The sequence below is a fragment of the Peribacillus sp. FSL R5-0717 genome, assembly GCF_038002945.1.
In the GTDB taxonomy this organism is placed as follows: domain Bacteria; phylum Bacillota; class Bacilli; order Bacillales; family DSM-1321; genus Peribacillus; species Peribacillus frigoritolerans.
This window is the reverse complement of sequence record NZ_JBBOOF010000001.1, coordinates 937970-961402: the sequence shown is the minus strand read 5'-3', so window position 1 is coordinate 961402 and position 23433 is coordinate 937970. Positions and strand designations below refer to the sequence as shown.

Annotated in this window: 18 protein-coding genes and 1 other annotated feature; of the genes, 17 read left to right on the top strand and 1 reads right to left on the bottom strand. The window is 43.0% G+C overall.

The genetic code is table 11. The annotated features are described in order from the left end of the window. Window positions 1–149 precede the first annotated feature (149 nt). The 16 genes from NYE65_RS04655 (at window position 150) to yihA (ending at window position 21290) form a co-directional block, all read left to right on the top strand. Window positions 150–425, top strand: coding sequence for a GNAT family N-acetyltransferase (locus NYE65_RS04655; protein ID WP_340859950.1), 276 nt, complete (start codon window positions 150–152; stop codon window positions 423–425). 147 nt (window positions 426–572) lie between these two features. After that, window positions 573–1085 carry a M15 family metallopeptidase gene (locus NYE65_RS04650; protein ID WP_340859949.1) on the top strand — a complete coding sequence of 171 codons (513 nt, stop codon included), beginning with the start codon at window positions 573–575 and terminating at the stop codon, window positions 1083–1085. A gap of 280 nt (window positions 1086–1365) precedes the next feature. After that, window positions 1366–1624: a binding site (T-box leader), on the top strand. A gap of 116 nt (window positions 1625–1740) precedes the next feature. Beyond that, a complete protein-coding gene (gene ilvB / locus NYE65_RS04645; RefSeq protein WP_053535859.1) occupies window positions 1741–3456 on the top strand; it encodes an acetolactate synthase large subunit in 1716 nt (571 codons plus the stop codon). A 3-nt stretch (window positions 3457–3459) separates the two neighbouring features. Beyond that, window positions 3460–3972, top strand: a complete 513-nt coding sequence (gene ilvN, locus NYE65_RS04640; RefSeq protein ID WP_034308941.1) for an acetolactate synthase small subunit — start codon at window positions 3460–3462, stop codon at window positions 3970–3972. 54 nt (window positions 3973–4026) lie between these two features. Continuing rightward, window positions 4027–5055: a ketol-acid reductoisomerase gene (gene ilvC, locus NYE65_RS04635; RefSeq protein ID WP_048688871.1), complete on the top strand. Its 1029-nt coding sequence runs from the start codon at window positions 4027–4029 to the stop codon at window positions 5053–5055. Then, window positions 5042–6577, top strand: coding sequence for a 2-isopropylmalate synthase (locus NYE65_RS04630; protein ID WP_340859948.1), 1536 nt, complete (start codon window positions 5042–5044; stop codon window positions 6575–6577). The genes ilvC and NYE65_RS04630 overlap by 14 nt, the downstream gene beginning before the upstream one ends. A gap of 15 nt (window positions 6578–6592) precedes the next feature. Next, window positions 6593–7705 (top strand): 3-isopropylmalate dehydrogenase, encoded by a 1113-nt coding sequence (leuB, locus tag NYE65_RS04625; protein ID WP_340859947.1) that lies wholly within the window; start codon window positions 6593–6595, stop codon window positions 7703–7705. Between the two features lie 71 nt (window positions 7706–7776). Next, window positions 7777–9186: a 3-isopropylmalate dehydratase large subunit gene (leuC, locus tag NYE65_RS04620; protein ID WP_034308934.1), complete on the top strand. Its 1410-nt coding sequence runs from the start codon at window positions 7777–7779 to the stop codon at window positions 9184–9186. A 28-nt stretch (window positions 9187–9214) separates the two neighbouring features. Then, window positions 9215–9814 (top strand): 3-isopropylmalate dehydratase small subunit, encoded by a 600-nt coding sequence (gene leuD, locus NYE65_RS04615; RefSeq protein WP_241634785.1) that lies wholly within the window; start codon window positions 9215–9217, stop codon window positions 9812–9814. Between the two features lie 156 nt (window positions 9815–9970). After that, window positions 9971–11005 carry a tetratricopeptide repeat protein gene (locus NYE65_RS04610; protein ID WP_268590983.1) on the top strand — a complete coding sequence of 345 codons (1035 nt, stop codon included), beginning with the start codon at window positions 9971–9973 and terminating at the stop codon, window positions 11003–11005. Window positions 11006–11189: 184 nt separating this feature from the next. Continuing rightward, window positions 11190–12482, top strand: a complete 1293-nt coding sequence (tig, locus tag NYE65_RS04605) for a trigger factor (protein WP_034308928.1) — start codon at window positions 11190–11192, stop codon at window positions 12480–12482. 431 nt (window positions 12483–12913) lie between these two features. After that, window positions 12914–14182 (top strand): ATP-dependent protease ATP-binding subunit ClpX, encoded by a 1269-nt coding sequence (gene clpX, locus NYE65_RS04600; RefSeq protein WP_057276653.1) that lies wholly within the window; start codon window positions 12914–12916, stop codon window positions 14180–14182. 809 nt (window positions 14183–14991) lie between these two features. Next, entirely contained in the window at window positions 14992–16254 is a 1263-nt protein-coding gene (gene ltrA, locus NYE65_RS04595) for a group II intron reverse transcriptase/maturase (RefSeq protein WP_340859946.1), read from the top strand. Between the two features lie 210 nt (window positions 16255–16464). Further along, window positions 16465–18135, top strand: coding sequence for an ATP-dependent protease LonB (gene lonB, locus NYE65_RS04590; RefSeq protein WP_340859945.1), 1671 nt, complete (start codon window positions 16465–16467; stop codon window positions 18133–18135). A 255-nt stretch (window positions 18136–18390) separates the two neighbouring features. Continuing rightward, window positions 18391–20712, top strand: a complete 2322-nt coding sequence (lon, locus tag NYE65_RS04585; RefSeq protein WP_340859944.1) for an endopeptidase La — start codon at window positions 18391–18393, stop codon at window positions 20710–20712. Continuing rightward, window positions 20709–21290: a ribosome biogenesis GTP-binding protein YihA/YsxC gene (gene yihA, locus NYE65_RS04580; protein WP_034308918.1), complete on the top strand. Its 582-nt coding sequence runs from the start codon at window positions 20709–20711 to the stop codon at window positions 21288–21290. Before lon ends, yihA begins: the two co-directional genes overlap by 4 nt. Window positions 21291–21346: 56 nt before the next feature. On the opposite strand, the gene NYE65_RS04575 is transcribed toward yihA, so the two are convergent. Beyond that, on the bottom strand, window positions 21347–21829 hold the full coding sequence (locus tag NYE65_RS04575) for a LiaI-LiaF-like domain-containing protein (RefSeq protein WP_034308917.1): 483 nt from the start codon (window positions 21827–21829) through the stop codon (window positions 21347–21349). A 253-nt stretch (window positions 21830–22082) separates the two neighbouring features. Between NYE65_RS04575 and hemA the strand changes: the two genes are divergently transcribed. Continuing rightward, complete coding sequence (gene hemA, locus NYE65_RS04570) at window positions 22083–23429, top strand: glutamyl-tRNA reductase (protein WP_063594332.1); 1347 nt, start codon at window positions 22083–22085, stop codon at window positions 23427–23429. The last annotated feature ends 4 nt before the right edge of the window (window positions 23430–23433 follow it).

Below are 23433 nucleotides of genomic sequence, written 5' to 3'. Positions count from 1 at the left end.
CGGTTTGTGAATAAACTTCACATGGGTAATTCCTAACTTTATAATCCTTGAAAGTACTTGCTTTATTCAATTTCAATCACGTTTTAAATATTTGTTTAATTTCCTTTTTGTGAGATATGATAAAGAGGAATGAAAAGGAGGTCATCGTGATGGTGGATATCAAAAAAGGTGAAAGTTCTTTTTTTGTCGAAGAATCTGGTGAGAAACTAGCGGAAATTACATTCTTTAAATCAGGTGATGATGAGATCACGGTCGATCATACCGTTGTTTCTGACACTCTTCGCGGGCAAAAGGTAGGAAATGCCCTTGTTGAAAAGATCATAGGATTCGCAAGGGAGGAAAACCTGAAAATTGTTCCGGTATGTTCGTTCGTTCAAAAACAATTTGAAAAAAATGCAGAATACGAGGATGTATTGACTAAATGAACCGGAGGGCTGACTTAGGGGATGAATAATATCTCCTAAGTTCAGCCTTTTTTCATTTTTCAGATAATCTTTACACCCCCAATAAAATAATGGTAAAGCCTTTCCTCCTGCAGTTATGTTTGCATTTAATATAGGGGAGGTGCTAGGATGGCCATCAAATTACAAACCCTATTGAATCACGCAAAGGAAAACATGGGAAGCGGTATGAACCCGGTCGTGAACGAGACGATACTCGAAGTGGTGAAATTAGCTTATGAAGCGGGGATATTTGTTCAAATAACGGCTGGTTATCGAAGTTTCCGGGAACAACATGAACTGTATGAACGAGGCAGAACGAATAAATCCAAGCCAATCGTGACTTATGCCAGAGGGGGGCAATCCTTGCATAACTATGGCCTTGCAGTCGATTTTGTCATCCTTAGTGATGACGGCAAGCGGGCACTGTGGACAGAGGGCGAGAAGCGGACAAGGGTGGCAGCCATAGCAAAATCCCTGGGATTTGTTTGGGGAGGGGATTTTGAATTGTTCCGTGATTTTCCTCACCTTGGAATGTCAGGCGGTTTATCAACGAGAGATCTTCAAAAGGGATGGCGGCCGAATCTTATATCAAGAGTGGCGTCCGCAATCAGTGAAAATGAGGCTGAAAGGGAAAATGGATGATTCTTTTTTTAGGGATCCGATACTTGTGACTGCCATCATGTGGATGATGCGTGACATGAATCATTTAATTGGGATATCCGGTGTTTTTTAAAATTAAAAATTGAAAAAACTTTTTTTGTAAAATGTGGCCATGATAGGTATGTAAGCGGATACAACAAATCTTTCAATTTAGAATTATCAAAAAATTTCAAAAAACCTGTTGACTACTACCTGAAATACACGTAAGATAATCACAAATACAAGACATCAAACATAAGCGTTTCGAAAAATATGAATAATGCGAAAAGCATTGAAGAGGATAAGTAGTCTTTTAAAAAGGCAGTCACAGAGAGCCGGGTAGCTGAGAGCCGGTATTGTCCCGAAAGATGAACTCACCTTGGAGTTTCAGCTTGAACGTCTGACTAGTAGAGCTGAACGGGTGCGTACCAGTACCCGTTACCAAAACAGAGAATAGTGTAGTCTATTCAAAGTGCGCATGGAGTTTCATGCGAAAAAGGGTGGTACCGTGGAGTGGCTCATCAAGCCTTTTCACCCCTTTAACTTGCCGAGTGCAAGTACATTTGGGGTGAAAAGGCTTTTTTGTATGCTTAAAAAGCTGAAAATTCTGAATTTTGAGAAAAAATCAATTAGGAAAGCGAAGGAGGTTTTTTACGAAATGACACAAAAGTCAGTTGTTGCTGATCGGAAAAGTGGAAAGACACATTATAGTGGTGCCGAATTTCTGCTGGAAGCATTGAAAAAGGAAAATGTTGATGTCATCTTTGGTTATCCAGGAGGTTCTGTATTGCCGATTTATGACAAACTTTACAGTTCAGAACTTTTTCATATTTTGACAAGGCACGAACAAGGTGCGATTCATGCAGCGGAAGGATACGCCAGGATTACCGGCAAGCCGGGGGTGGTCATCGTCACATCCGGTCCAGGGGCAACGAACATCGTCACTGGTTTGGCCGATGCAATGATCGACTCTTTACCGCTAGTTGTAATTTCAGGTCAGGTAGCTACCAGTGTAATCGGCTCGGATGCTTTCCAGGAAGCGGATGTACTGGGGATTACTACCCCGATCACAAAACATAACTATCAGGTAAGGAAGCCGGAAGACCTTCCGCGCATCATAAAAGAAGCGTTTTATATCGCTTCAAGCGGCCGGCCTGGTCCGGTATTGATCGATATACCTAAGGACATGGCCATTTTGGAAGGTGTATCGACGGATGAGGAGCCAGAAATGAATCTCCCTGGCTATCAGCCGACGACCAAGCCGAATTACTTACAGATCAGAAAGCTTGTTGAAGCCGTAAGCGGGGCGAAAAGACCGGTCATTCTTGCAGGGGCAGGTGTCCTGCATGCAAAGGCCTCCCATCTATTAAAGGAATATGTCGAGCAGCAAGGCATCCCCGTCGTCCACACTTTATTGGGTCTTGGGGGCTTTCCGGCGGAACATCCACTCTTTATCGGAATGGGTGGTATGCATGGCTGCTATGCAGCAAACATGGCGTTAGCGAAATGTGATCTATTAATCAATATCGGTGCAAGGTTCGATGATCGATTGACTGGGAATCTAGCGAAATTCGCACAGCACGCAACGGTTGCCCATATCGATATTGATCCAGCCGAAATCGGTAAAAATGTTCCGACAAAAATTCCAGTTGTCGGAAGTGCTAAAGAAGCACTCTCGGAATTGATTGCGCAAAATGGCAAGAAACCGGAAATTGATGAATGGACAACACAGCTTACTGCATGGAATGAAGAGTTCCCATTGCGCTATACCCATGAAGAAGGCGTATTGAAACCTCAGCGGGTCATCCAGATGCTTCATGAAAAAACGAATGGGGAGGCCATTGTTACGACCGATGTTGGACAGCATCAAATGTGGGCAGCACAGTACTATCCATTTAACAAACCGAATTCATGGGTCACTTCCGGTGGATTGGGGACGATGGGCTTTGGCTTACCTTCGGCTCTCGGAGCGCAGCTGGCGAATCCGAAAGCGACGGTGCTTTCCATATCGGGGGATGGTGGATTCCAGATGTGCCTGCAGGAACTCTCGGTCATTGCCGAAATGAATCTGCCAATCAAAATCATCATCGTCAATAACGGTGCACTAGGGATGGTAAGACAGTGGCAGGAACTCTTTCATGATAACCGTTTTTCACACAGTATTTTTCAATCGCATCCGGATTTCGTGAAATTGGCCGATGCCTATGGAATTCCGGGATATAAGGTGACGACGGAGGAAGAAGCAAGCAACTGCCTGGATGTAGCGTTAAAGACTGATGGTCCAGTGTTGATTGATTTCCGGGTCAAACAAAACGAAAATGTCTTTCCGATGGTAGCACAAGGAAAAGGGCTAGATGAAATGGAAGGAGTTTAATCAATGAAGGGAATTCTTAGCCTCACCGTGAACAACCGGCCAGGCGTCCTTAATCGGATTACGAACCTGTTCACGAAAAGAAATTATAACATTGAAGGCATGACTGTCGGACCTTCCGAACAGGATGGCATTTCAAGGATGACCTTTGTGGTCGATGTCGATGACGAAACTGTCATTGAACAGATCACCAAGCAGCTGAATAAGCAGATCGATGTTTTGAAAGTATATGATATTACGAATCAATCGATTGTGGCGAGGGAACTTGCACTCATTAAAATATTGGTGACTACACAAACCCGAGCCGAGATTTATTCAGTCATCGAACCCTTCCGAGCTTCAGTTATTGATGTCAGTAAAGATAGCGTGACCGTCCAAATCACAGGGGAATCGGATAAAATCGAAGCTTTCATTGAACTGATCAAGCCATATGGCATCAAGGAATTGGCAAGGACAGGGACTGCCGCCATCCCGCGTGGAATGCAAATTGCACACGCTAAGAGTGCGACAATCGTATAAAACAAAAACAAAAACAAAAACAAAAACAATGATGAAAAGGGAGATGTAATTATTATGGCAAAAGTATATTATAACGCAGAAGCAAACGAGAATTTCTTCAACAATAAAAAGGTAGCGGTAATCGGATATGGTTCACAAGGACACGCACACGCTCAAAACCTACGTGACAGCGGTGTAGATGTAATCATCGGAATCAGGAAAGGTAAATCCTTCGATAAAGCGGTGGAAGACGGCTTTAATGTTTACACAGTGAAGGAAGCAGCTGAACAGGCTGACGTGATCATGAACCTATTACCGGATGAAACTCAGCCGAAAGTATACCAAGAAGAAATCAAACCGGTATTGCGTGCAGGTCAAGCGTTAATGTTCGCACACGGATTCAACGTACATTTCAATCAAATCGTTCCTCCGGCAGACGTAGATGTTTTATTAGTCGCTCCAAAAGGTCCGGGACATCTTGTTCGCCGTACATATGAACAAGGGGCAGGGGTGCCGGCATTGTTCGCCATCTATCAAAATGTTACGGGTGAAGCAAGAGAATTGGCACTTGCGTACGCTCGGGGAATCGGTTCTTTAAGAGCTGGCGGTTTGGAAACCACTTTCCAGGAAGAAACGGAAACGGATCTATTTGGAGAGCAAGCTGTACTTTGCGGCGGATTGACTGCCCTTGTAAAAGCTGGATTCGAAACCTTGACAGAAGCTGGATATCAACCGGAAGTAGCATATTTCGAGTGTTTGCATGAACTTAAGTTAATCATCGACCTTATGTATGAAGGCGGTATGGAAAACATGCGCTATTCCATCTCTGACACAGCTCAATGGGGAGATTTCGTTTCTGGACCACGCGTTGTGACGGAAACTACGAAAGAGGCAATGAAAGCGATCTTGAAAGACATCCAAGACGGTGAGTTCGCTAAAGGATGGATCTTGGAAAACCAAGCGAATCGTCCAGTCTTCAATGCGATCAATAATCGTGAAAACCAACATCAAATCGAAGTGGTTGGCCGTGAATTAAGAAAAATGATGCCATTCGTAAAACCTCAACAAAAAGAGAAAGAAGTGGTAGCCGTTGCGAAAAATTAATATATTTGAAACCACACTTCGTGATGGGGAGCAATCCGCCGGTGTAAATTTAAATTTTACCGAAAAACTTGAAATTGCTTATCAGCTTGAAAGATTGGGTGTTGATATAATCGAAGCCGGTTTTCCGGCAGCATCCAAAGGGGATTTCAACTCCGTACAGGAAATCGCGCGCAAAATCAAAAACAGCTCTGTCACAGGGCTGGCGCGTGCTGTAAAAGGAGATATCGATGCAGCTTGGGATTCATTAAGGGGCGGCGCAGAACCAAGATTGCATACGTTCATCGCCACTTCGCCCATTCATCGTGAATATAAGCTGAAAATGTCTAAGCAGCAAGTGATTGAAAGGTCGGTTGAAATGGTTAAGTACGGAGCAGCGCGTTTTCCGATCGTACAATGGTCTGCAGAAGATGCAAGCCGCACGGAACTTGACTATTTGGCTGAAATCGTTGAAGCGGTCATTCAGGCTGGTGCCAAGGTCATTAACATCCCGGATACAGTAGGGTATGCAGCTCCAATCGAATATGGCAACATTTTCAGATACCTTCGTGAACATGTTCCTTCTATTGAAAAAGTTAGTTTATCTGCACACTGTCATGACGATCTTGGAATGGCGACGGCCAATTCATTGGCGGCCATCGAAGGCGGGGCTACGCAAGTCGAAGGCACAATCAACGGAATTGGTGAACGTGCCGGAAACGTGGCACTTGAAGAAGTGGCCATGGCACTTTACATCCGTAAAGATTTCTATCAAGCGGAAACGGGTCTTGTATTGAATGAAATTAAAAGGACCAGTGATTTGGTCAGCCGCCTTACGGGAATGCAAGTTCCTGCTAATAAAGCCATTATTGGTGCCAATGCTTACGCACATGAATCAGGCATTCACCAGGATGGCGTGTTAAAAGAAAAAACGACATATGAAATCATATCACCTGAACTCGTCGGGGTTTCGTCCAATTCACTCGTTTTAGGAAAGCATTCAGGACGCCATGCCTTCAAAGAAAGATTACAAGAGTTGAATTTTACGGTGACGGATGAGGAAATGAACTCATTATTCGTCCAGTTCAAGGAATTGGCCGATAATAAAAAGACCATGACGGATGAAGATATCGTTGCGCTGGTGCTTGAAGAGAAAGCGACGGATATCAGTTTCTATGACATGATTTCCTTACAGATTTCACATGGCACCCATCAGACGGCGACTGCAACGGTCAAACTGAAAAAAGGCGATAATGAAGAGATTCAGGAAGCGGCTACAGGTGCAGGGAGTGTAGAAGCCCTATATAACACGCTTGAAAGATGTTTGGGCAAAGAGATCAACTTGCTGGACTATCGAATTCAATCGGTGGGGGGCGGAATGGATGCCCTCGCACAGGTTTTTGTGAAAATTGATTATAACGGTGTGGAAACAAGCGGCAGGGGTCTTGATCAGGACGTCTTGGAAGCATCCGCCAAAGCGTATTTGAACGCTGTTAACCGTGTGATCATCATGAAGGAACTGGAAGAAAAAGCAGTATTACAATAGGAAGGGGAGATTTCGATGAAAAGGAATATTGCGGTGCTTCAAGGAGATGGCATCGGGAAAGAAGTAACAAGAGGCGCTGTAGAAATCCTCGAAGCCGTTGCCCAAAGATATGGACACGATTTTGAATTTCAATATGGTGAGATTGGCGGAGGGGCCATCGATAGCACAGGTTCACCCCTGCCGGATGAAACAGTGGAGATTTGTAAAAACAGCGATGCGGTATTATTAGGGGCCGTTGGAGGACCTAAGTGGGATGACCAGCCTGCGCACCTAAGACCGGAACGAGGTTTGTTGAAAATCCGAAAAGATTTGAATCTTTATGCTAACATCCGTCCAATCAGCTATTATTCCAGCTTGTCGGAATCTTCTCCTCTTAAGAAGGAATTCATTGAAGATGTGGATTTCGTGATTGTCAGGGAACTAACTGGCGGCCTTTATTTCGGAAAGCCAAGTGAGCGCGTTGAAAAAGAAGGGAAAGAAGCGGTCGTCGATACACTTTTCTATCAGAAAAGCGAAATGAAGCGCATCATCGAACTTGCTTTTTCATTAGCATCGGAGCGCAAGAAAAAAGTAACTTCCGTGGATAAAGCGAATGTTCTTGAATCAAGCAGGATGTGGCGTGAGACGGCTGAAGAAATTGCCAAGGACTATCCGGATGTAATCCTTGAACATATGCTTGTTGATAATGCAGCCATGCAATTGATCAAAAACCCGAAACAATTTGATATTATCGTGACGGAGAATATGTTCGGTGATATTTTAAGCGATGAAGCGTCGGTATTGACTGGCTCGCTTGGAATGCTTCCTTCCGCCTCCCTATCAACTAATGGTCCTAATCTATATGAACCGATTCATGGCTCTGCCCCGGATATCGCAGGCAAAAACCTGGCTAATCCGATTGGGACGATTTTATCGGCGGCTTCCATGCTGCGTCTATCCTTTGGTTTGGAAGATGAGGCGAAAGCAGTTGAACAGGCGGTGGAAACGGTCCTTGAATATGGCTTGAGAACAGGCGATATCGCAAATGGCCAACCGACAATTACGTCTACCTCAGAGATGATTGCAGAAATAAAAGCAAACCTTTTAGACCAGGAAGCCATTTCCAACATCATGGGAGCTTATGCATAAACTTCTTTCACGGCCTAACATTAGGCCGTGTTTTTTAAAAAAAATACAAGATTGATCGAGGTGGGATAGTGATGGGTAAGTCGATAATAGAGAAAATATGGGATCGCCATATTGTAAATGAAGAGGAGAATAAACCGGATTTAATTTATATAGACCTTCAATATATTCATGAAGTGACCTCTCCGCAAGCATTTGAAGGATTGAGATTAAAAGGACGGAAAGTCAGGAGACCCGATCGTACTTTCGCGACAATGGATCATAATGTGCCAACCGTTAATCGCTATTTCATCGAGGATGATATTGCGAGGAAACAACTAGAGGCGCTTGAGCAAAACTGTAAGGAGTTCGGTATCCGCCTTGCTGATTTAGACAGTCCGGATCAAGGTATCGTTCACGTTATCGGGCCTGAATTAGGGCTTACACAGCCAGGGATGACGATTGTCTGCGGAGACAGTCATACTTCCACGCATGGTGCGTTTGGCTCGATTGCATTTGGAATCGGTACGAGTGAGGTCGAGCATGTTTTGGCCACACAAACCCTATGGCAAACAAAACCCAAAACATTGAAGCTTGAGGTCAATGGCAAGCTTGGTCATGGCGTGATGGCGAAAGATGTCATTTTATATGTAATTTCCAAATTCGGCGTCGATTTCGGTACGGGACATATCATCGAGTATTGCGGGGAAGTTTTCCGGGATATGTCAATGGAAGAAAGAATGACGGTCTGCAATATGTCGATTGAAGGCGGGGCAAGAGCAGGGCTGGTAGCTCCTGATGAAACAACGTTCTCTTATTTGAAAGGCCGTAAATATTTGCCGAAAGGAGAAGAGTTCGAGCAATGTGTTCAGGACTGGAAGTCACTTTCCAGTGATGAGGATGCTGTTTATGACCAAGAAATCATTCTTGATGGCAGCCTGATTTCACCAATGGTCAGCTGGGGGACAAATCCTGGAATGGCTAGTGGCGTGGACGGAAAAGTACCTACCCTCGCAGAGGATATCATGGATCCTAAGGAACTGAATCGAGCCATTGAGTATATGGGCCTTGAGGAAGGGATGCCGATCACGGAAATTCCCGTACAACATGTATTCATAGGATCGTGTACCAATTCACGCATTGAGGACTTAAGGCAAGCCGCAGGAATGATCGATGGCCAAACTGTTCAAAAAGGGGTTCGGGCGATGGTCGTTCCCGGTTCACAAAGCGTCAAAAGGCAAGCGGAAGATGAAGGGTTGGATGAAATTTTCAAATCTGCTGGCTTCGAATGGCGCGAATCGGGCTGCAGCATGTGCCTGAGCATGAACCCTGACGTGGTTCCGGCAGGCGAGCATTGTGCCTCCACAAGCAATCGGAACTTCGAAGGCAGGCAAGGAGCTGGGGCAAGAACACACCTGGTTAGTCCGGCTATGGCTGCCGCGGCCGCCATTCATGGGAAATTTGTCGATATTAGGAATTTGAAAAGAACTGAACAAGTCCAATAAGAATACGAATTAACCGGAGGTGCAGAAAATGGAACCCATTACTATATATAAAGGAAGAGCGGCGGCACTTGACCGTAAAAACGTGGATACGGACCAAATCATTCCAAAGCAATTTTTAAAAAGGATTGAGCGAAGCGGATTTGGCGAATTTTTATTCTATAACTGGCGTTTTGATGAAAATGGGAAGAAACGTCCTGATTTTGAATTGAATCAGCCCCATAATCAAAACACGTCCATATTAATAGCAGGTGAAAATTTTGGCTGCGGTTCGTCCCGTGAGCATGCCCCTTGGTCTTTGAAAGACTACGGGTTCGATATCATCATCGCTCCGTCTTATGCTGATATCTTTAAAAGTAATTGCATGAAAAATGGCATGGTCCCCATCGCTTTGACCCAGACTGAAGTAAACTATTTAATGGAGAGAGTGTCGGCACCTGATTATGAGCTGACTATCGACCTTCCCAATCAGACATTGAAAGATGGTCAAGGGTTTGAAACGAGCTTTGAAATTCATCCATATTGGAAGGAAATGCTCGTCAAAGGCTGGGATGAAATTTCGATAACGCTTCAATATGATAAAGAGATTTCTGCCTATGAATCTCAAAAAAAGGCTGTATCGAGTATTTAATAGAAAAAAGTCATTTCCCGTTATCCTTTCTTATTTGAAAGGATACGGGATTTTTTTATCGGGGAAAGAAGGTATCCGCCCATATAAATTTTTGTGTTTCCAGCTATTACATGCTAAACTGTTTCTCAAAAAGCGAACGGTGAGGCGGAAAATAGGATGGATGATGGGAACAACCAAAAGAAGGCCGGAGAAACAAAGATTATCGCCTTTCCAAATCTCGGTGAGAGGCTGATTGTAAAAGGACTGGATGAGCTTGGTAACAGGAACTTTAAAGCGGCTGCACAGCTTTTCAGCCAAGCCAGGGAGTATGAGCCTGAAAATGATGAAGTTTGCATGGGACTGGTGGTCTCACTAGTTGAACTTGAGTATTACCAGGAGGCAAAAGAGTTGTGTATAGAGATGCTGAATAAAGGCATCGGCGACTATTTTCAACTGATCAATATTTATTTGATGGTACTGCTGCAATTAGGCGAGCATCAGGAAATGGTCACGACGATCGAATTGCTATTTGAAGAAAACCAAATTCCCTTTGATAAAGAGGAACATTTCGAAAAGATGCTTCAGTTCAGTAAAAGGGCCCTTGAGGATAAAAAAGAAGAGAAAGAAAGGCAAAATCAACAGCTTTCAGAGGAAATGCAAGAGGATGAACTTTTTGAAGGGAAAACGGATAATGAAATGCTTATGGTCATTTCAAAACTCACGAATATCAATATTCGACCATTTATCCCTCAAATCGAAGAATTTCTACAAAAAGATGAGGGACATCCTTTCTTCAAAACGATGCTCCTTAACATCCTTATCGACCAGGAGTATAACGAGGAAATGACGGTGAGGAAATTCAATCAATCGAAGTCGGTCATCCCAAGGGAATTGAAAAGTTTGAAGGAGACGGACTTCTATAAGATGGTGACCGGACTGGCCGAAGAGGAAATCAGTCAGGATAATCCGAGCTTATATGAAATGGTCCATAGTTTGATTGAACGTCATTCTTTTTTATTGTTTCCTTTTGAACCAGGACCTGAAAGCTTGCCTGCATGGGCAGCTGCCTACCATGCCTTGGCGGAAGAGTACATGACCGGGGAAGTTTCCGTGAGGGACTTAGCGGATCTTTACCAGGCAGATGAGGAAAGCGTTGCGGATATTCTTTCCTATATAAAAGAAATTGAAGAAATTTCTTATCCTATTATTTAAGCTATTGCTGTTGTAACAGATTAATCCTGTGGTATAATGTAGTGGTTGTAATGTATAATTCGTCTAATTTTGACGATTTCCCCATTATTTTGGGGGTATATTTGAAGGATGACTTGTTAACACTTGCAAAGCATAATCATCCAATGCTTATTATTGAAGTATATAGATTTTTGGAGGGAAACACATGTCTGTAAAATGGGAAAAACAAGAAGGTAATCAAGGCGTACTAACAATTGAAGTTGACGCTGCAAAAGTAAACGAAGGTTTAGACGCAGCTTTCAAAAAAGTAGTGAAACAAGTAAATGTACCTGGCTTCCGTAAAGGTAAAATGCCACGTCAAATGTTCGAAAAAAAATTCGGCGTAGAATCACTTTACCAAGATGCGCTTGATATCATTCTTCCAGATGCTTACGCAAATGCTGTCGAAGAAGCTGGAATTCAGCCTGTAGATCGTCCAGAAATCGACATCGAGAAAATGGAAAAAGGCGAAAACCTGATCTTCACTGCAACTGTAACAGTTAAGCCTGAAGTTAAATTGGGAGATTACAAAGGTGTTGAAGTTGAAAAATTCAATACTGAAGTAACTGACGAAGATGTTGAAAACGAATTGAAAACTTTACAAGAGCGTCAAGCTGAACTTGTCGTTAAAGAAGAAGGACAAGTCGCTGAAGGCGATACGGTTGTTCTTGACTTCGAAGGATTCGTTGACGGTGAAGCATTCGAAGGCGGAGCTTCAGAAAACCATTCATTGGAAATCGGTTCAAACTCTTTCATTCCAGGATTCGAAGAGCAACTTGTCGGTCTTGAAACTGGCGCTGAAAAAGATATCGAAGTTACATTCCCTGAAGAATACCATGCTGCTGAACTTGCAGGTAAACCAGCAGTATTCAAAGTGAAAATTCACGAAATCAAAACAAAACAACTTCCTGAGTTGGATGATGAGTTCGCGAAAGATGTCGACGACGAAGTGGAAACTTTGGCTGAACTTAAAGAAAAAACAAAACATAAATTAGAGCATGACAAAAAACATGAAGAAGAAAACTTCATCCAAAACACTGTAATTGGTAAAGCTGTTGAAGGTGCAGAAATCGACGTTCCTGAAGCAATGATTTCAAACGAAGTTGACCGCATGATGAATGAGTTCTCTCAACGCATCCAATCTCAAGGTCTTAATTTGGAACTTTACTACCAATTCTCAGGTCAAGACGAAGAAGCTTTAAAAGCGCAAATGAAAGAAGAAGCTGAAGGACAAGTTCGTACGAGCCTTACTCTTGAAGCAATCGCAGAAGTTGAAAAACTTGAAGCGACTGACGAAGATGTAGAAGCTGAACTTGCACAAATGGCTACTATGTACAATATGGAAGTTGACGCGATCAAACAAGCTCTTGGAAACTTAGAAGGAATCAAAGGCGATCTTAAAATTAAGAAAGCAATTGACTTTTTGGTAGAAAACAGCAAAACAGTTGACGCTAAATAATTTTTATAAATAAGTAGATTTAAATATTTCCTTTAAAAAAACAAGGCGCGAGTAATCGTGCCTTGTTTTATACATATTGAGAATTAGTGTAAATTTTAAATATCGGTTAATTCCTGATTGATTTTTTTTGGATTTCGGTGTAGATTAGTTCTAATACCGCATATACATATTTATACAGCAAATCCTGCTTTTAAAAATCCGAAGTTTTGGGCATGCTGGTAAAGGGCAAATACATATTGATTGATTATTGTACTTATTTAACAACTCGGACCGTGAGCATTTTTGTTACTAAACTTCCAAGAACATGATAAAATGCAAAACATACTAGGGATTTTGGAATGTTTAAGCAGATGTGTGCCTAGTTTTTTTTCTTTACGATTAGGTACCGCTATGTAATAGAGTTGGAAGAGTATTTAAAGGGGTGAACGTACATGTTTAAATTTAATGATGAAAAAGGACAGTTAAAATGTTCTTTTTGCGGTAAAACACAAGAACAAGTCCGTAAACTGGTTGCTGGTCCAGGTGTCTATATTTGTGACGAGTGTATAGAACTTTGTACGGAGATCGTCGAGGAAGAGCTGGGAACTGATGAAGAAGTAGAATTCAGAGATGTTCCTAAACCTATGGAAATCCGCGAAATTCTTGACGAATATGTGATTGGACAAGAACAGGCAAAGAAATCTTTGGCTGTAGCTGTTTATAACCATTATAAACGTATCAATTCCAATAGCAAAGTCGACGATGTTGAGCTTTCTAAAAGTAACATCGCCCTAATCGGACCGACGGGAAGCGGGAAAACCCTTCTTGCGCAAACATTGGCACGTTTACTCAATGTTCCTTTTGCCATTGCTGATGCCACTTCCTTGACGGAAGCTGGATATGTTGGGGAAGATGTTGAAAACATCCTTCTCAAATTAATCCAAGCAGCTGATTATGATGTGGAAAAAGCGGAAAAAGGCATCATTTATATTGATGAAATCGATAAAGTTGCCCGTAAATCGGAAAATCCTTCTATTACACGTGACGTGTCTGGTGAAGGTGTGCAACAAGCTTTATTGAAAATTCTTGAAGGAACGGTTGCAAGCGTTCCGCCTCAAGGTGGACGTAAACATCCACATCAGGAATTCATCCAAATCGATACGACCAATATTTTGTTCATCTGCGGCGGTGCCTTTGACGGCATCGAACCGATCATCAAACGCCGTCTTGGGCAAAAAGTCATTGGTTTTGGCTCTGACGTGAAAAAGGATGATGTTGCGGAAAAAGAATTGCTTTCCAAAGTTCTTCCTGAAGACTTGCTTCGTTTCGGATTAATTCCGGAATTCATCGGACGTCTTCCGGTAATTGCGACTCTTGAGCAATTGGATGAAGCGGCTTTGATTGAAATCCTTACACAGCCGAAAAATGCCCTTGTTAAACAATATCAAAAATTACTTGAGCTTGACGATGTTGAATTGGAATTCGAACAGGAAGCGCTAAGTGAAATTGCTAAAAAGGCAATTGAACGCAAAACTGGTGCACGTGGTCTGCGCTCCATCATCGAAGGCATCATCCTTGAAGTGATGTTCGATCTGCCTTCACGTGATGATGTTGCAAAATGTGTAATTACAGGCAGCACGATTTCGAAAAATGAATCTCCAAAGCTCGTCCTTAAAGACGGTACAACCATAAAAGGACAAGAAAAGAAAACATCTGCTTGATTTATAAGGAAAAGAAAGACTGCCAGTTAATGCTGGCAGTCTTTTTGTTTTTAGACCAAAGTTGATTGTAACGGAAGGTACGAGACTCCTGCGGGAATGTGCGTCCGAGGGAGACCCCGCAGGCGCAGACCGCCCGCGGAAAGCGAGTGCCTGCAGTGGAAATCAACGTTAAAACCTCAAAACAGTAGGGTAAAACCAGATAATTTCGAGTTGTTTACAGTCTGAGACTGCCAGTTCATCCTGGCAGTCTTTTTCGTGCGCCCGGCATGGGTGCAATCTATAGGGTGTGAGTCCCGAACCATGAAGGCAGTAGTAATGGTTAGCTTAATGCAAGGGTGTCCATGGCGACGTGGAATCTGAAGGAAGCAAGCGGCAAACCTCCGGTCTGAGGAACACGAACTTCATATAAGGCTAGGTATCATTGGATGAGTTTGCGAAACAAAACAAAGTCCTTACTGCCGAAGGTGGTACTGAGTAAATGAAGCAGACAGATGGAGGGAAAGATTGCACTCTTACCCGGGGAGGTCTGATGACAGCCAAGTGCACTTGGTAAACTGTCCAGTGATGGACAGCTGAATCATCAGAAGTCAGCAGAGGTCATAGTACTTGTCTACTCGAGAAGATAAGGAAGGACCGAACAGATTGAGGAGGACGGATACTAGGCGTTCGTTATTTTGCGAAGAAGCAAACAATTCCTAACGGAACTTATTTGAAGGAAGAAGTGGTGAATCCACGGGGAACTTCAAAAGGGCGGAGCAGATAAAGGCACAAATAGACCATCTCGTCCACGTAGGGAAAGGATATCAACGATGTTAATGGAACAGATACTAGAGAGGGAAAACTTAATACAGGCATTGAAGCGTGTAGAAAGAAATAAGGGAAGCCATGGTGTAGATGGAATGCCGGTTCAAAACCTGAGACCGCACCTCGTAACCGAATGGTACAACATGAAAACTGCTCTTTTACAGGGTACCTATCAACCGCAGCCCGTCCGTCGTATCGAAATCCCGAAACCAAACGGCGGAGTTCGGCTATTGGGTATTCCAACCGTTCTAGACCGTTTCATTCAACAAGCCATTGCCCAAATATTGACCAAGATATATGACCCAACCTTTTCGGAGAATAGCTATGGGTTTCGCCCTAACAAACAAGGGCACCAGGCGGTTCGAAAGGCAAAGTCCTATATAACCGAAGGTTATACATGGGTAGTGGATATGGACTTGGAGAAGTTCTTCGATAAAGTGAATCATGACAAGCTCATGGGAATGTTAGAGCGGAAAATTGAAGATAAACGAGTTCTCAAACTGATTCGTAAATTCCTTCAAGCAGGCATTATGATAGGCGGACTTTTTCATAAAAGTGAGGAGGGAACTCCGCAAGGAGGTCCGTTAAGTCCTATATTATCTAATATCATGTTAGACGATTTAGATAAAGAACTAGAGAAACGTAATCTTCGATTCGTAAGGTATGCGGATGACAGTACTATCTTTGTGAAGACACGAAAAGCCGCTAAACGTGCAATGGGAAATATCTCAAACTTCATTGAAAATAATCTGAAGCTAAAGGTCAACTACGAGAAGTCGAAGTATGATCGCCCTTGGAACAGAACGTTTCTCGGTTTTAGTTTCACGAAGTCAAAGAAGAACCCGAAGGTTCTACTGGCTAAACAAACGGTGAAGAGAGTAAAGAAACGAATCAGGGAAATGACCTCGAGAAAATCACCGATACCCATGAAACTCCGAATAAATAAGTTAAAGCAATACCTTAGAGGTTGGATGGGGTATTTCGCCCTCATTGATACTCCGAACGTATTGAAGAATTTAGATTCATGGATTCGAAGAAGACTCAGGATGTGCCTATGGAAACAATGGAAATTGCCAAGAACGAGAGTGAGGAAACTCAAAGGATTAGGCGTCCCATTTGGAAAAGCATATGAATGGGGAAATAGCAGAAAGGGTTATTGGCGCATAGCGCATAGTCCTATTCTAGACAAAATCCTTAATAATGTTTATTGGCTCCACCAAGGGTTAGTAAATCTATATGAACGATATACAAAACTACGTCAGACTTAAACTGAACCGCCGTATACCGAACGGTACGTACGGTGGTGTGAGAGGTCGGAGGCTAGGCGCCTCCTCCTACTCGATTTTTCCCTTTTTTCTAAATTGTTGTATTTAGGATAAAAACGCCAATTTTTCAACACGAATTTCTTGGATAATTTCGCCCTTCCAAAGGAGATACTAACAGAAATGACAAACTAGGAGAGTGCAGGAGGGAATAAGATGAATTGGACAGGATTGGCGTTGTTTATCCAGCTGTTTTTTGGGATTATTATTGGATTGTATTTTTTGAACTTATTGAAAGGCCAACGGACACAAAAAGTTTCCATTGACCGTGATTCACGTAAGGAGATGGACCAATTACGGAAGATGAGATCGATTTCGTTAACAGAACCATTGGCAGAAAAAGTTAGACCAAGCACATTTAATGAAATCATCGGTCAAGAAGATGGGATTAAATCTTTAAAAGCTGCTTTATGTGGGCCGAATCCCCAGCATGTGATAATTTACGGTCCTCCGGGGGTAGGGAAAACGGCAGCTGCCAGACTTGTTTTGGAAGAGGCGAAGAAAAATGGCAAGTCCCCTTTTAAGAATTCGGCCGTTTTTGTTGAATTGGACGCCACCACAGCCAGGTTCGATGAACGAGGGATTGCCGATCCGCTCATCGGTTCTGTGCACGATCCAATCTACCAAGGAGCCGGGGCAATGGGACAGGCAGGCATTCCGCAGCCAAAGCAGGGTGCAGTCAGCAATGCACATGGAGGCGTACTGTTCATAGATGAAATAGGGGAGCTTCATCCGATACAGATGAATAAACTTTTAAAGGTATTGGAAGATCGTAAGGTTTTTCTGGAAAGTGCCTATTATCAAGAGGAAAATCAAAATATTCCCACTCACATCCATGATATTTTTAAAAATGGACTGCCGGCTGACTTTCGGTTGATTGGTGCCACAACAAGAACGCCAAATGAAATCGCGCCTGCGATACGTTCAAGATGCATAGAAGTGTTTTTCCGTGAACTGGACCGGGAAGAAATAATCGCCGTGGCCAAGAATGCCTCAGATAAAGTGGGTATCACCATCAGTGATAAAGGCTTGGAATCGATTTCGGATTATGCCAGAAATGGCAGGGAAGCTGTCAACATGATTCAGACCCTTGCAGGAATCTCAATTAATGAAAACAGGACTTTCATCAGGGAAGAAGATATAGATTGGATGGCCCATAGCAGCCAGCTGACTCAAAGAATGGACAGGAAAATAGAAGCGAAATCCAAAATAGGCCTTGTCAACGGTCTTGCAGTCTATGGTCCAAACAGCGGGGCATTGCTGGAAATAGAGGTTACGGTAATGGCTGCCTCTGATGAAAAAGGTTCGATAAACATTACCGGTATCGTTGAGGAAGAAAGTATCGGCGGCGGGAGTGGCAAATCGGTTCGACGCAAGAGCATGGCGAAAGGTTCGATTGAAAATGTCATTACGGTATTACGTTCGATGGGAGTGCCTGCCAATCAATTCGATATCCATGTGAACTTTCCGGGCGGAAGTCCAGTGGATGGCCCTTCTGCAGGAATTGCAATGGCCACAGGAATATACTCGGCCATATATAAAATCCCTGTTGACCACACTGTGGCGATGACTGGGGAAATAAGCATTCATGCCGGCGTTAAACCGATCGGCGGTGTCATTCCGAAAATCAAGGCGGCTAAACTTGCCGGGGCAAAAAAGGTAATCATCCCAGCCGAAAACATGCAGCCGCTTCTATCTGAAATCAAGGATATAGAGATCATTCCTGTTTCGAATGTGAAAGAAGTGCTGGATCTGGCACTGAAGAAAGAATTGATGTCGGAACAAATCCTCACAACCTTGGACCTATCAAAAAAAGAAAGTGTATAAAGGATATGCCCCGGCTAAAAATAGAACCGGGGCATTTTAAGGACAAAATTGGCGTTCCCAGCCACCCTGCCGTAAAAAATAAACACGCATTCAGGCGTGCTTTTTTATCTAATATTGGAGATAATAATAGCAGTCGAAACGTGTTAAGGTAAACGAATAGACACTTCTATATAAATAGGATAGAATTGTTAAAAGGTTGAGAACATGGGTAAATAGTTTACAACGACGATACTAATTAGATGGAGGTGTCAGGAAATGACTGATAAAGAAATCATCGTCCCCCTCCTGCCGCTTAGAGGACTGCTTGTATATCCAACGATGGTACTTCATTTAGATGTAGGCCGAGATAAATCGGTACAAGCCCTTGAGAAAGCAATGGTGGAAGACCATCTTATATTTTTGACGACACAACAAGATGTTTCGTTGGACGAACCAGGTGAAGAAGATTTATTTACAATGGGAACTTTAACAAAGGTAAAACAGATGTTGAAGCTTCCGAATGGTACAATCCGGGTGTTGGTGGAAGGGTTGAACCGTGCAGAAGTCATGGAATTTTACGATTATGAGACACATTATGGTGCCAAGATTAAAATATATGAAGACAGTGATGAAAAGGATGCTGAACATCAAGCATTAATGCGCACACTACTGGATTATTTTGAACAATACATAAAAATGTCCAAGAAAATAACCGGTGAAACGTTTTCGTCCACTTCGGATATTGAAGAGCCTGGGCGATTAGCGGATATAATCGCTTCCCATTTGCCTTTGAAATTGAAGGAGAAGCAAGAAGTGCTTGAGACCATTGATATGAAAGAGCGTCTTAGCCGTGTAATCGAGATCATCAATAACGAAAAAGAAGTTCTTTTTCTCGAGAAAAAGATCGGCCAGCGTGTTAAACGTTCGATGGAACGGACTCAAAAGGAATATTATTTACGAGAGCAAATGAAAGCCATCCAAAAGGAATTGGGCGATAAAGAAGGAAAAACAGGGGAAATTGAAGTCCTGAACGAAAAGATAGAAGAAGCGGATATGCCTGAGCATATCAAAGAAACGGCATTAAAGGAATTGGACCGTTATGAAAAAGTTCCTTCGAGCTCAGCCGAAAGCTCTGTGATCCGCAATTATATCGAATGGCTGATCTCTCTTCCTTGGACCAAAGCGACCAAAGATGACTTGAATATTCATAAAGCCGAAAAAATCCTGAACCGGGACCACCATGGTTTGGAAAAGGTGAAGGAGCGTGTGCTTGAGTATTTGGCCGTACAGCAATTGACCAAATCATTGAAGGGACCGATCCTTTGCTTGGTGGGACCGCCAGGAGTCGGGAAAACGAGCTTGGCTAAATCGATCGCTTCATCCCTGAATAGGAATTTCGTCCGTATATCTTTAGGTGGGGTGCGCGATGAATCAGAAATCCGCGGACATCGCCGCACATATGTAGGGGCAATGCCGGGACGGATCATTCAAGGCATGAAAAAAGCTGGAACGATAAATCCGGTCTTTTTACTGGACGAAGTGGATAAAATGTCCAATGACTTTAGGGGAGATCCATCTGCAGCGATGCTTGAGGTGCTCGATCCAGAGCAAAATCATAATTTCAGTGATCATTATATTGAAGAAACCTACGATCTTTCCAAAGTCATGTTCGTCGCAACGGCAAATAATTTGGGATCGATTCCTGGTCCGCTTCGTGATCGTATGGAAATCATTTCGATTGCAGGTTATACTGAGATAGAGAAACTTCATATAGCCAAGGATCACTTGCTGCCTAGACAGCTTGAAAACCATGGTTTATTGAAGACACAATTGCAAGTCCGTGAGGAAGCACTTACAAAAATCATCCGTTACTATACTCGGGAAGCCGGTGTTCGGAGTCTGGAACGACAGCTTGCAGGCATCTGTCGGAAGACTGCAAAAATCATCGTGTCCGGAGATAAAAAGCGGGTCGTCATTGCTGAAAAGAATGTCGAGGAGTTTTTAGGGAAAACCATGTTCCATTATGGACAGGCGGAGGTCGAGAACCAAGTTGGTGTAGCTAATGGTTTAGCATACACGTCGGTAGGTGGCGATACGCTGCAAATCGAGGTTTCCTTATCACCAGGTAAAGGGAAGCTGATCCTTACAGGAAAGCTTGGCGATGTAATGAAAGAGTCAGCCCAGGCTGCTTTCAGTTATGTCCGTTCAAAAACCGAGAAACTTCAGATTAATGCGAACTTCCATGAAAAATATGATATTCATATTCATGTCCCCGAAGGTGCGGTTCCAAAAGATGGCCCTTCTGCAGGCATCACGATTGCAACAGCGTTAATATCGGCCCTTACAAATAGGCCGATCAGAAAAGAGGTAGGCATGACAGGCGAAATTACATTACGCGGACGGGTTCTTCCGATCGGCGGGCTTAAAGAAAAATCTTTAGCGGCCCATCGCGCAGGACTTACGAAAATCATCATCCCGCAAAATAACGAAAAGGATATTGATGATATCCCGGAAAGTGTCCGTAAAGCATTAACATTTGTTCCAGTTTCACACGTCGATGAAGTCCTTGAGCATGCATTGGTAGGTGTGAACGAATGAAAGTAACAAGTTCAGATATTGTCATCAGTGCTGTGAAGCCTGAACAATATCCCAATACTCCAATACCGGAATTTGCCTTGGCAGGCCGTTCCAACGTTGGGAAGTCCAGTTTCATCAACAAAATGATCAATCGAAAAAACTTGGCGCGCACATCCTCTAAACCGGGTAAGACGCAGACCTTGAATTTTTATATCATAAATGAAGCACTCCATTTTGTGGATGTACCGGGTTATGGTTATGCAAAAGTATCCAAGACGGAGCGTGATGCTTGGGGGAAGATGATCGAAACGTACTTCACTTCCCGTGACCAGCTCCGCGCTGCGCTTCTGATCGTCGATTTGCGTCATCCGCCGACAAAGGATGATATCGCAATGTATGAATTCCTGAAGCATTATGACCTGCCCCGGATCGTCATTGCCACCAAAGCGGATAAAATTCCAAAAGGCAAATGGCAGAAACACTTGAAAATCACGCGCCAAACGTTAAATATGGAAAAAGAAGATGAATTGCTTCTATTCTCTGGTGAAACAGGCGAAGGTAAGGAACAAGCATGGGGCGTCCTTAAGAAATATATGTAAAAGAAAAGGGTATTCCGCATCTGGAATACCCTTTTTCATTATGTAATCGAAAATCTTCACTTTTTTCGAACCAAAAAATAAATGCCGATCGCCATCAAGGCAAAGGGCCAAAACCTTTCGATGTTAGCGGTGGTTGTTTCAACAATCCCGAAAGACGTTGTGATTTTATCGTAGAATAAGAATGTGATCGAGACGATGAATATGACCATCCCGTGAAACATTCCAGAATTTGTTTTACGTGCCCGGAGAATAAATCCCAGTGAGATGATTAAAATAAAGATACCTATATCATCCGGCCAAATCTCCAGGTTCTCGGCGATGTGGAAGTGGGCCCCGAACCCAAGTAAGATGACGCCTGGCAGGATGGACTCATATTCATTACCGCTATATGCCTGAATCAGGAAGGCGGCACCGACAATACATAATAAAGTGGGCCAGCTGAAAAAGCCCGGAAAGATTTCGATTTGGGAATGTTCAAGAAAAAAATAGAGCCCGAAACCGATTAAAACGATTCCTGGGAAAATACGATGCGTTTTCATTTTATCCTCCTATGCAATTCGATTACTTGAAGTTTTTTGCCATTTTTGATATGGTACTTTTGTACACAATGTCGAAATATGTATGTAACTTTACAAATCCCGCTTAGACACCTTTTGTAGCATTGAGGCGTTTTGGCTGTCTTTTCATGGTAGCATATGTTTTCATAAACTGTTCATATTATTTGCGTGAATCCATTTTAGTACATGGTATAATTAATTTACATGAAAAATTTTGGGGGTGCAAAACAAAAGGATGCATATTCTAGCGGTTGGTATAAATTACAAAACTGCCCCTGTAGAAATTCGGGAAAAACTATCGTTTAACGAAGCCGAACTTGCCGAGGCAATGAAAGCTCTTAAAAATAAAAAAAGCATCTTGGAAAATATTATTATTTCAACATGTAACAGGACGGAAATCTATGCGGTCGGGGACCAGCTCCATACAAGTAGGTATTATATCAAGGAATTTCTTTCGGAATGGTTTAACATCGATAAAGAAGAATTTTCTAAATATCTGTTCATTTATGAAGGCGATGGGGCTGTCGAGCATTTATTTTCAGTTACCTGCGGTTTGAATTCCATGATACTGGGAGAAACTCAGATTTTGGGACAAGTACGTTCAAGCTATTTGTTAGGGCAGAAGGAAGATACGATCGGTACCGTTTTTAACCATCTCTTCAAGCAAGCCCTTACATTAGCTAAAAAAGCTCATTCGGAAACCGAAATCAATACCAATGCCGTTTCCGTCAGCTATGCGGCAGTCGAGCTTGCAAAAAAAATCTTTGGAGGCCTGAACGGCAAGAATGTCTTGATTCTTGGGGCCGGTAAGATGGGTGAGCTGGCCATTCAAAATCTGCATAGCAATGGCGCCGACAGCATTACGGTCATTAACCGCACCTTTCAGAAAGCGGTCGACCTGGCTGAGAGATTCAATGGTACGGCCAAACAGCTGCAAGAGCTTCAATGCGCTTTAGTGGATACCGATATCCTGATTACTTCCACTGGTGCAAAAGATCTTCTTGTAACAAAAGAAATGATGTCATTCGTCAATAAGCTTCGTAAGGGCCGTCCTATTTTCATGGTCGATATCGCAGTGCCGCGTGACCTTGATCCAACATTGGCCGAGCTGGAAAATGTCTTCTTGTATGACATTGACGATCTGGAAGGGATCGTGCAAGCCAATATCGAAGAACGTAAAAAAGCTGCCGAGAAAATAGAAATGATGATCGAATCAGAAATCGTGGACTTCAACCAGTGGATTAATTTACTTGGTGTGGTTCCCGTCATTTCTTCTTTACGGGAAAAATCCCTATCGATACAAAGGGAAACGATGGAAAGCATCGAAAGAAAGCTTCCGCATTTGAGCGAACGTGACAAAAAAGTCCTGAACAAGCATACGAAAAGCATCATCAACCAAATGCTGAAAGATCCGATACTTTATGCAAAAGAGCTGGCAGATGAGCCGAATGCAAAAGAGCAATTAAATAATTTCGTGAAAATCTTCCATTTAGAGGAATTGATTGAAGACCAGCTGGTTGCGGATGAAAAAGAACGGAACAGCTCCAAGTCATCCCTATTGAATCCAGTTCCTGTCCAGTAATGAG

Coding starts and splice junctions, on each gene's coding strand:
- NYE65_RS04650 (WP_340859949.1), top strand. CDS start 573: ATGGCCATCAAATTACAAACCCTATTGAATCACGCAAAGGAAAACATG.
- hemA (WP_063594332.1), top strand. CDS start 22,083: ATGCATATTCTAGCGGTTGGTATAAATTACAAAACTGCCCCTGTAGAA.
- yihA (WP_034308918.1), top strand. CDS start 20,709: ATGAAAGTAACAAGTTCAGATATTGTCATCAGTGCTGTGAAGCCTGAA.
- ltrA (WP_340859946.1), top strand. CDS start 14,992: ATGTTAATGGAACAGATACTAGAGAGGGAAAACTTAATACAGGCATTG.
- leuD (WP_241634785.1), top strand. CDS start 9,215: ATGGAACCCATTACTATATATAAAGGAAGAGCGGCGGCACTTGACCGT.
- ilvB (WP_053535859.1), top strand. CDS start 1,741: ATGACACAAAAGTCAGTTGTTGCTGATCGGAAAAGTGGAAAGACACAT.
- leuB (WP_340859947.1), top strand. CDS start 6,593: ATGAAAAGGAATATTGCGGTGCTTCAAGGAGATGGCATCGGGAAAGAA.
- lonB (WP_340859945.1), top strand. CDS start 16,465: ATGAATTGGACAGGATTGGCGTTGTTTATCCAGCTGTTTTTTGGGATT.
- ilvC (WP_048688871.1), top strand. CDS start 4,027: ATGGCAAAAGTATATTATAACGCAGAAGCAAACGAGAATTTCTTCAAC.
- clpX (WP_057276653.1), top strand. CDS start 12,914: ATGTTTAAATTTAATGATGAAAAAGGACAGTTAAAATGTTCTTTTTGC.
- NYE65_RS04655 (WP_340859950.1), top strand. CDS start 150: ATGGTGGATATCAAAAAAGGTGAAAGTTCTTTTTTTGTCGAAGAATCT.
- tig (WP_034308928.1), top strand. CDS start 11,190: ATGTCTGTAAAATGGGAAAAACAAGAAGGTAATCAAGGCGTACTAACA.
- NYE65_RS04610 (WP_268590983.1), top strand. CDS start 9,971: ATGGATGATGGGAACAACCAAAAGAAGGCCGGAGAAACAAAGATTATC.
- NYE65_RS04575 (WP_034308917.1), bottom strand. CDS start 21,829: ATGAAAACGCATCGTATTTTCCCAGGAATCGTTTTAATCGGTTTCGGG.
- leuC (WP_034308934.1), top strand. CDS start 7,777: ATGGGTAAGTCGATAATAGAGAAAATATGGGATCGCCATATTGTAAAT.
- ilvN (WP_034308941.1), top strand. CDS start 3,460: ATGAAGGGAATTCTTAGCCTCACCGTGAACAACCGGCCAGGCGTCCTT.
- lon (WP_340859944.1), top strand. CDS start 18,391: ATGACTGATAAAGAAATCATCGTCCCCCTCCTGCCGCTTAGAGGACTG.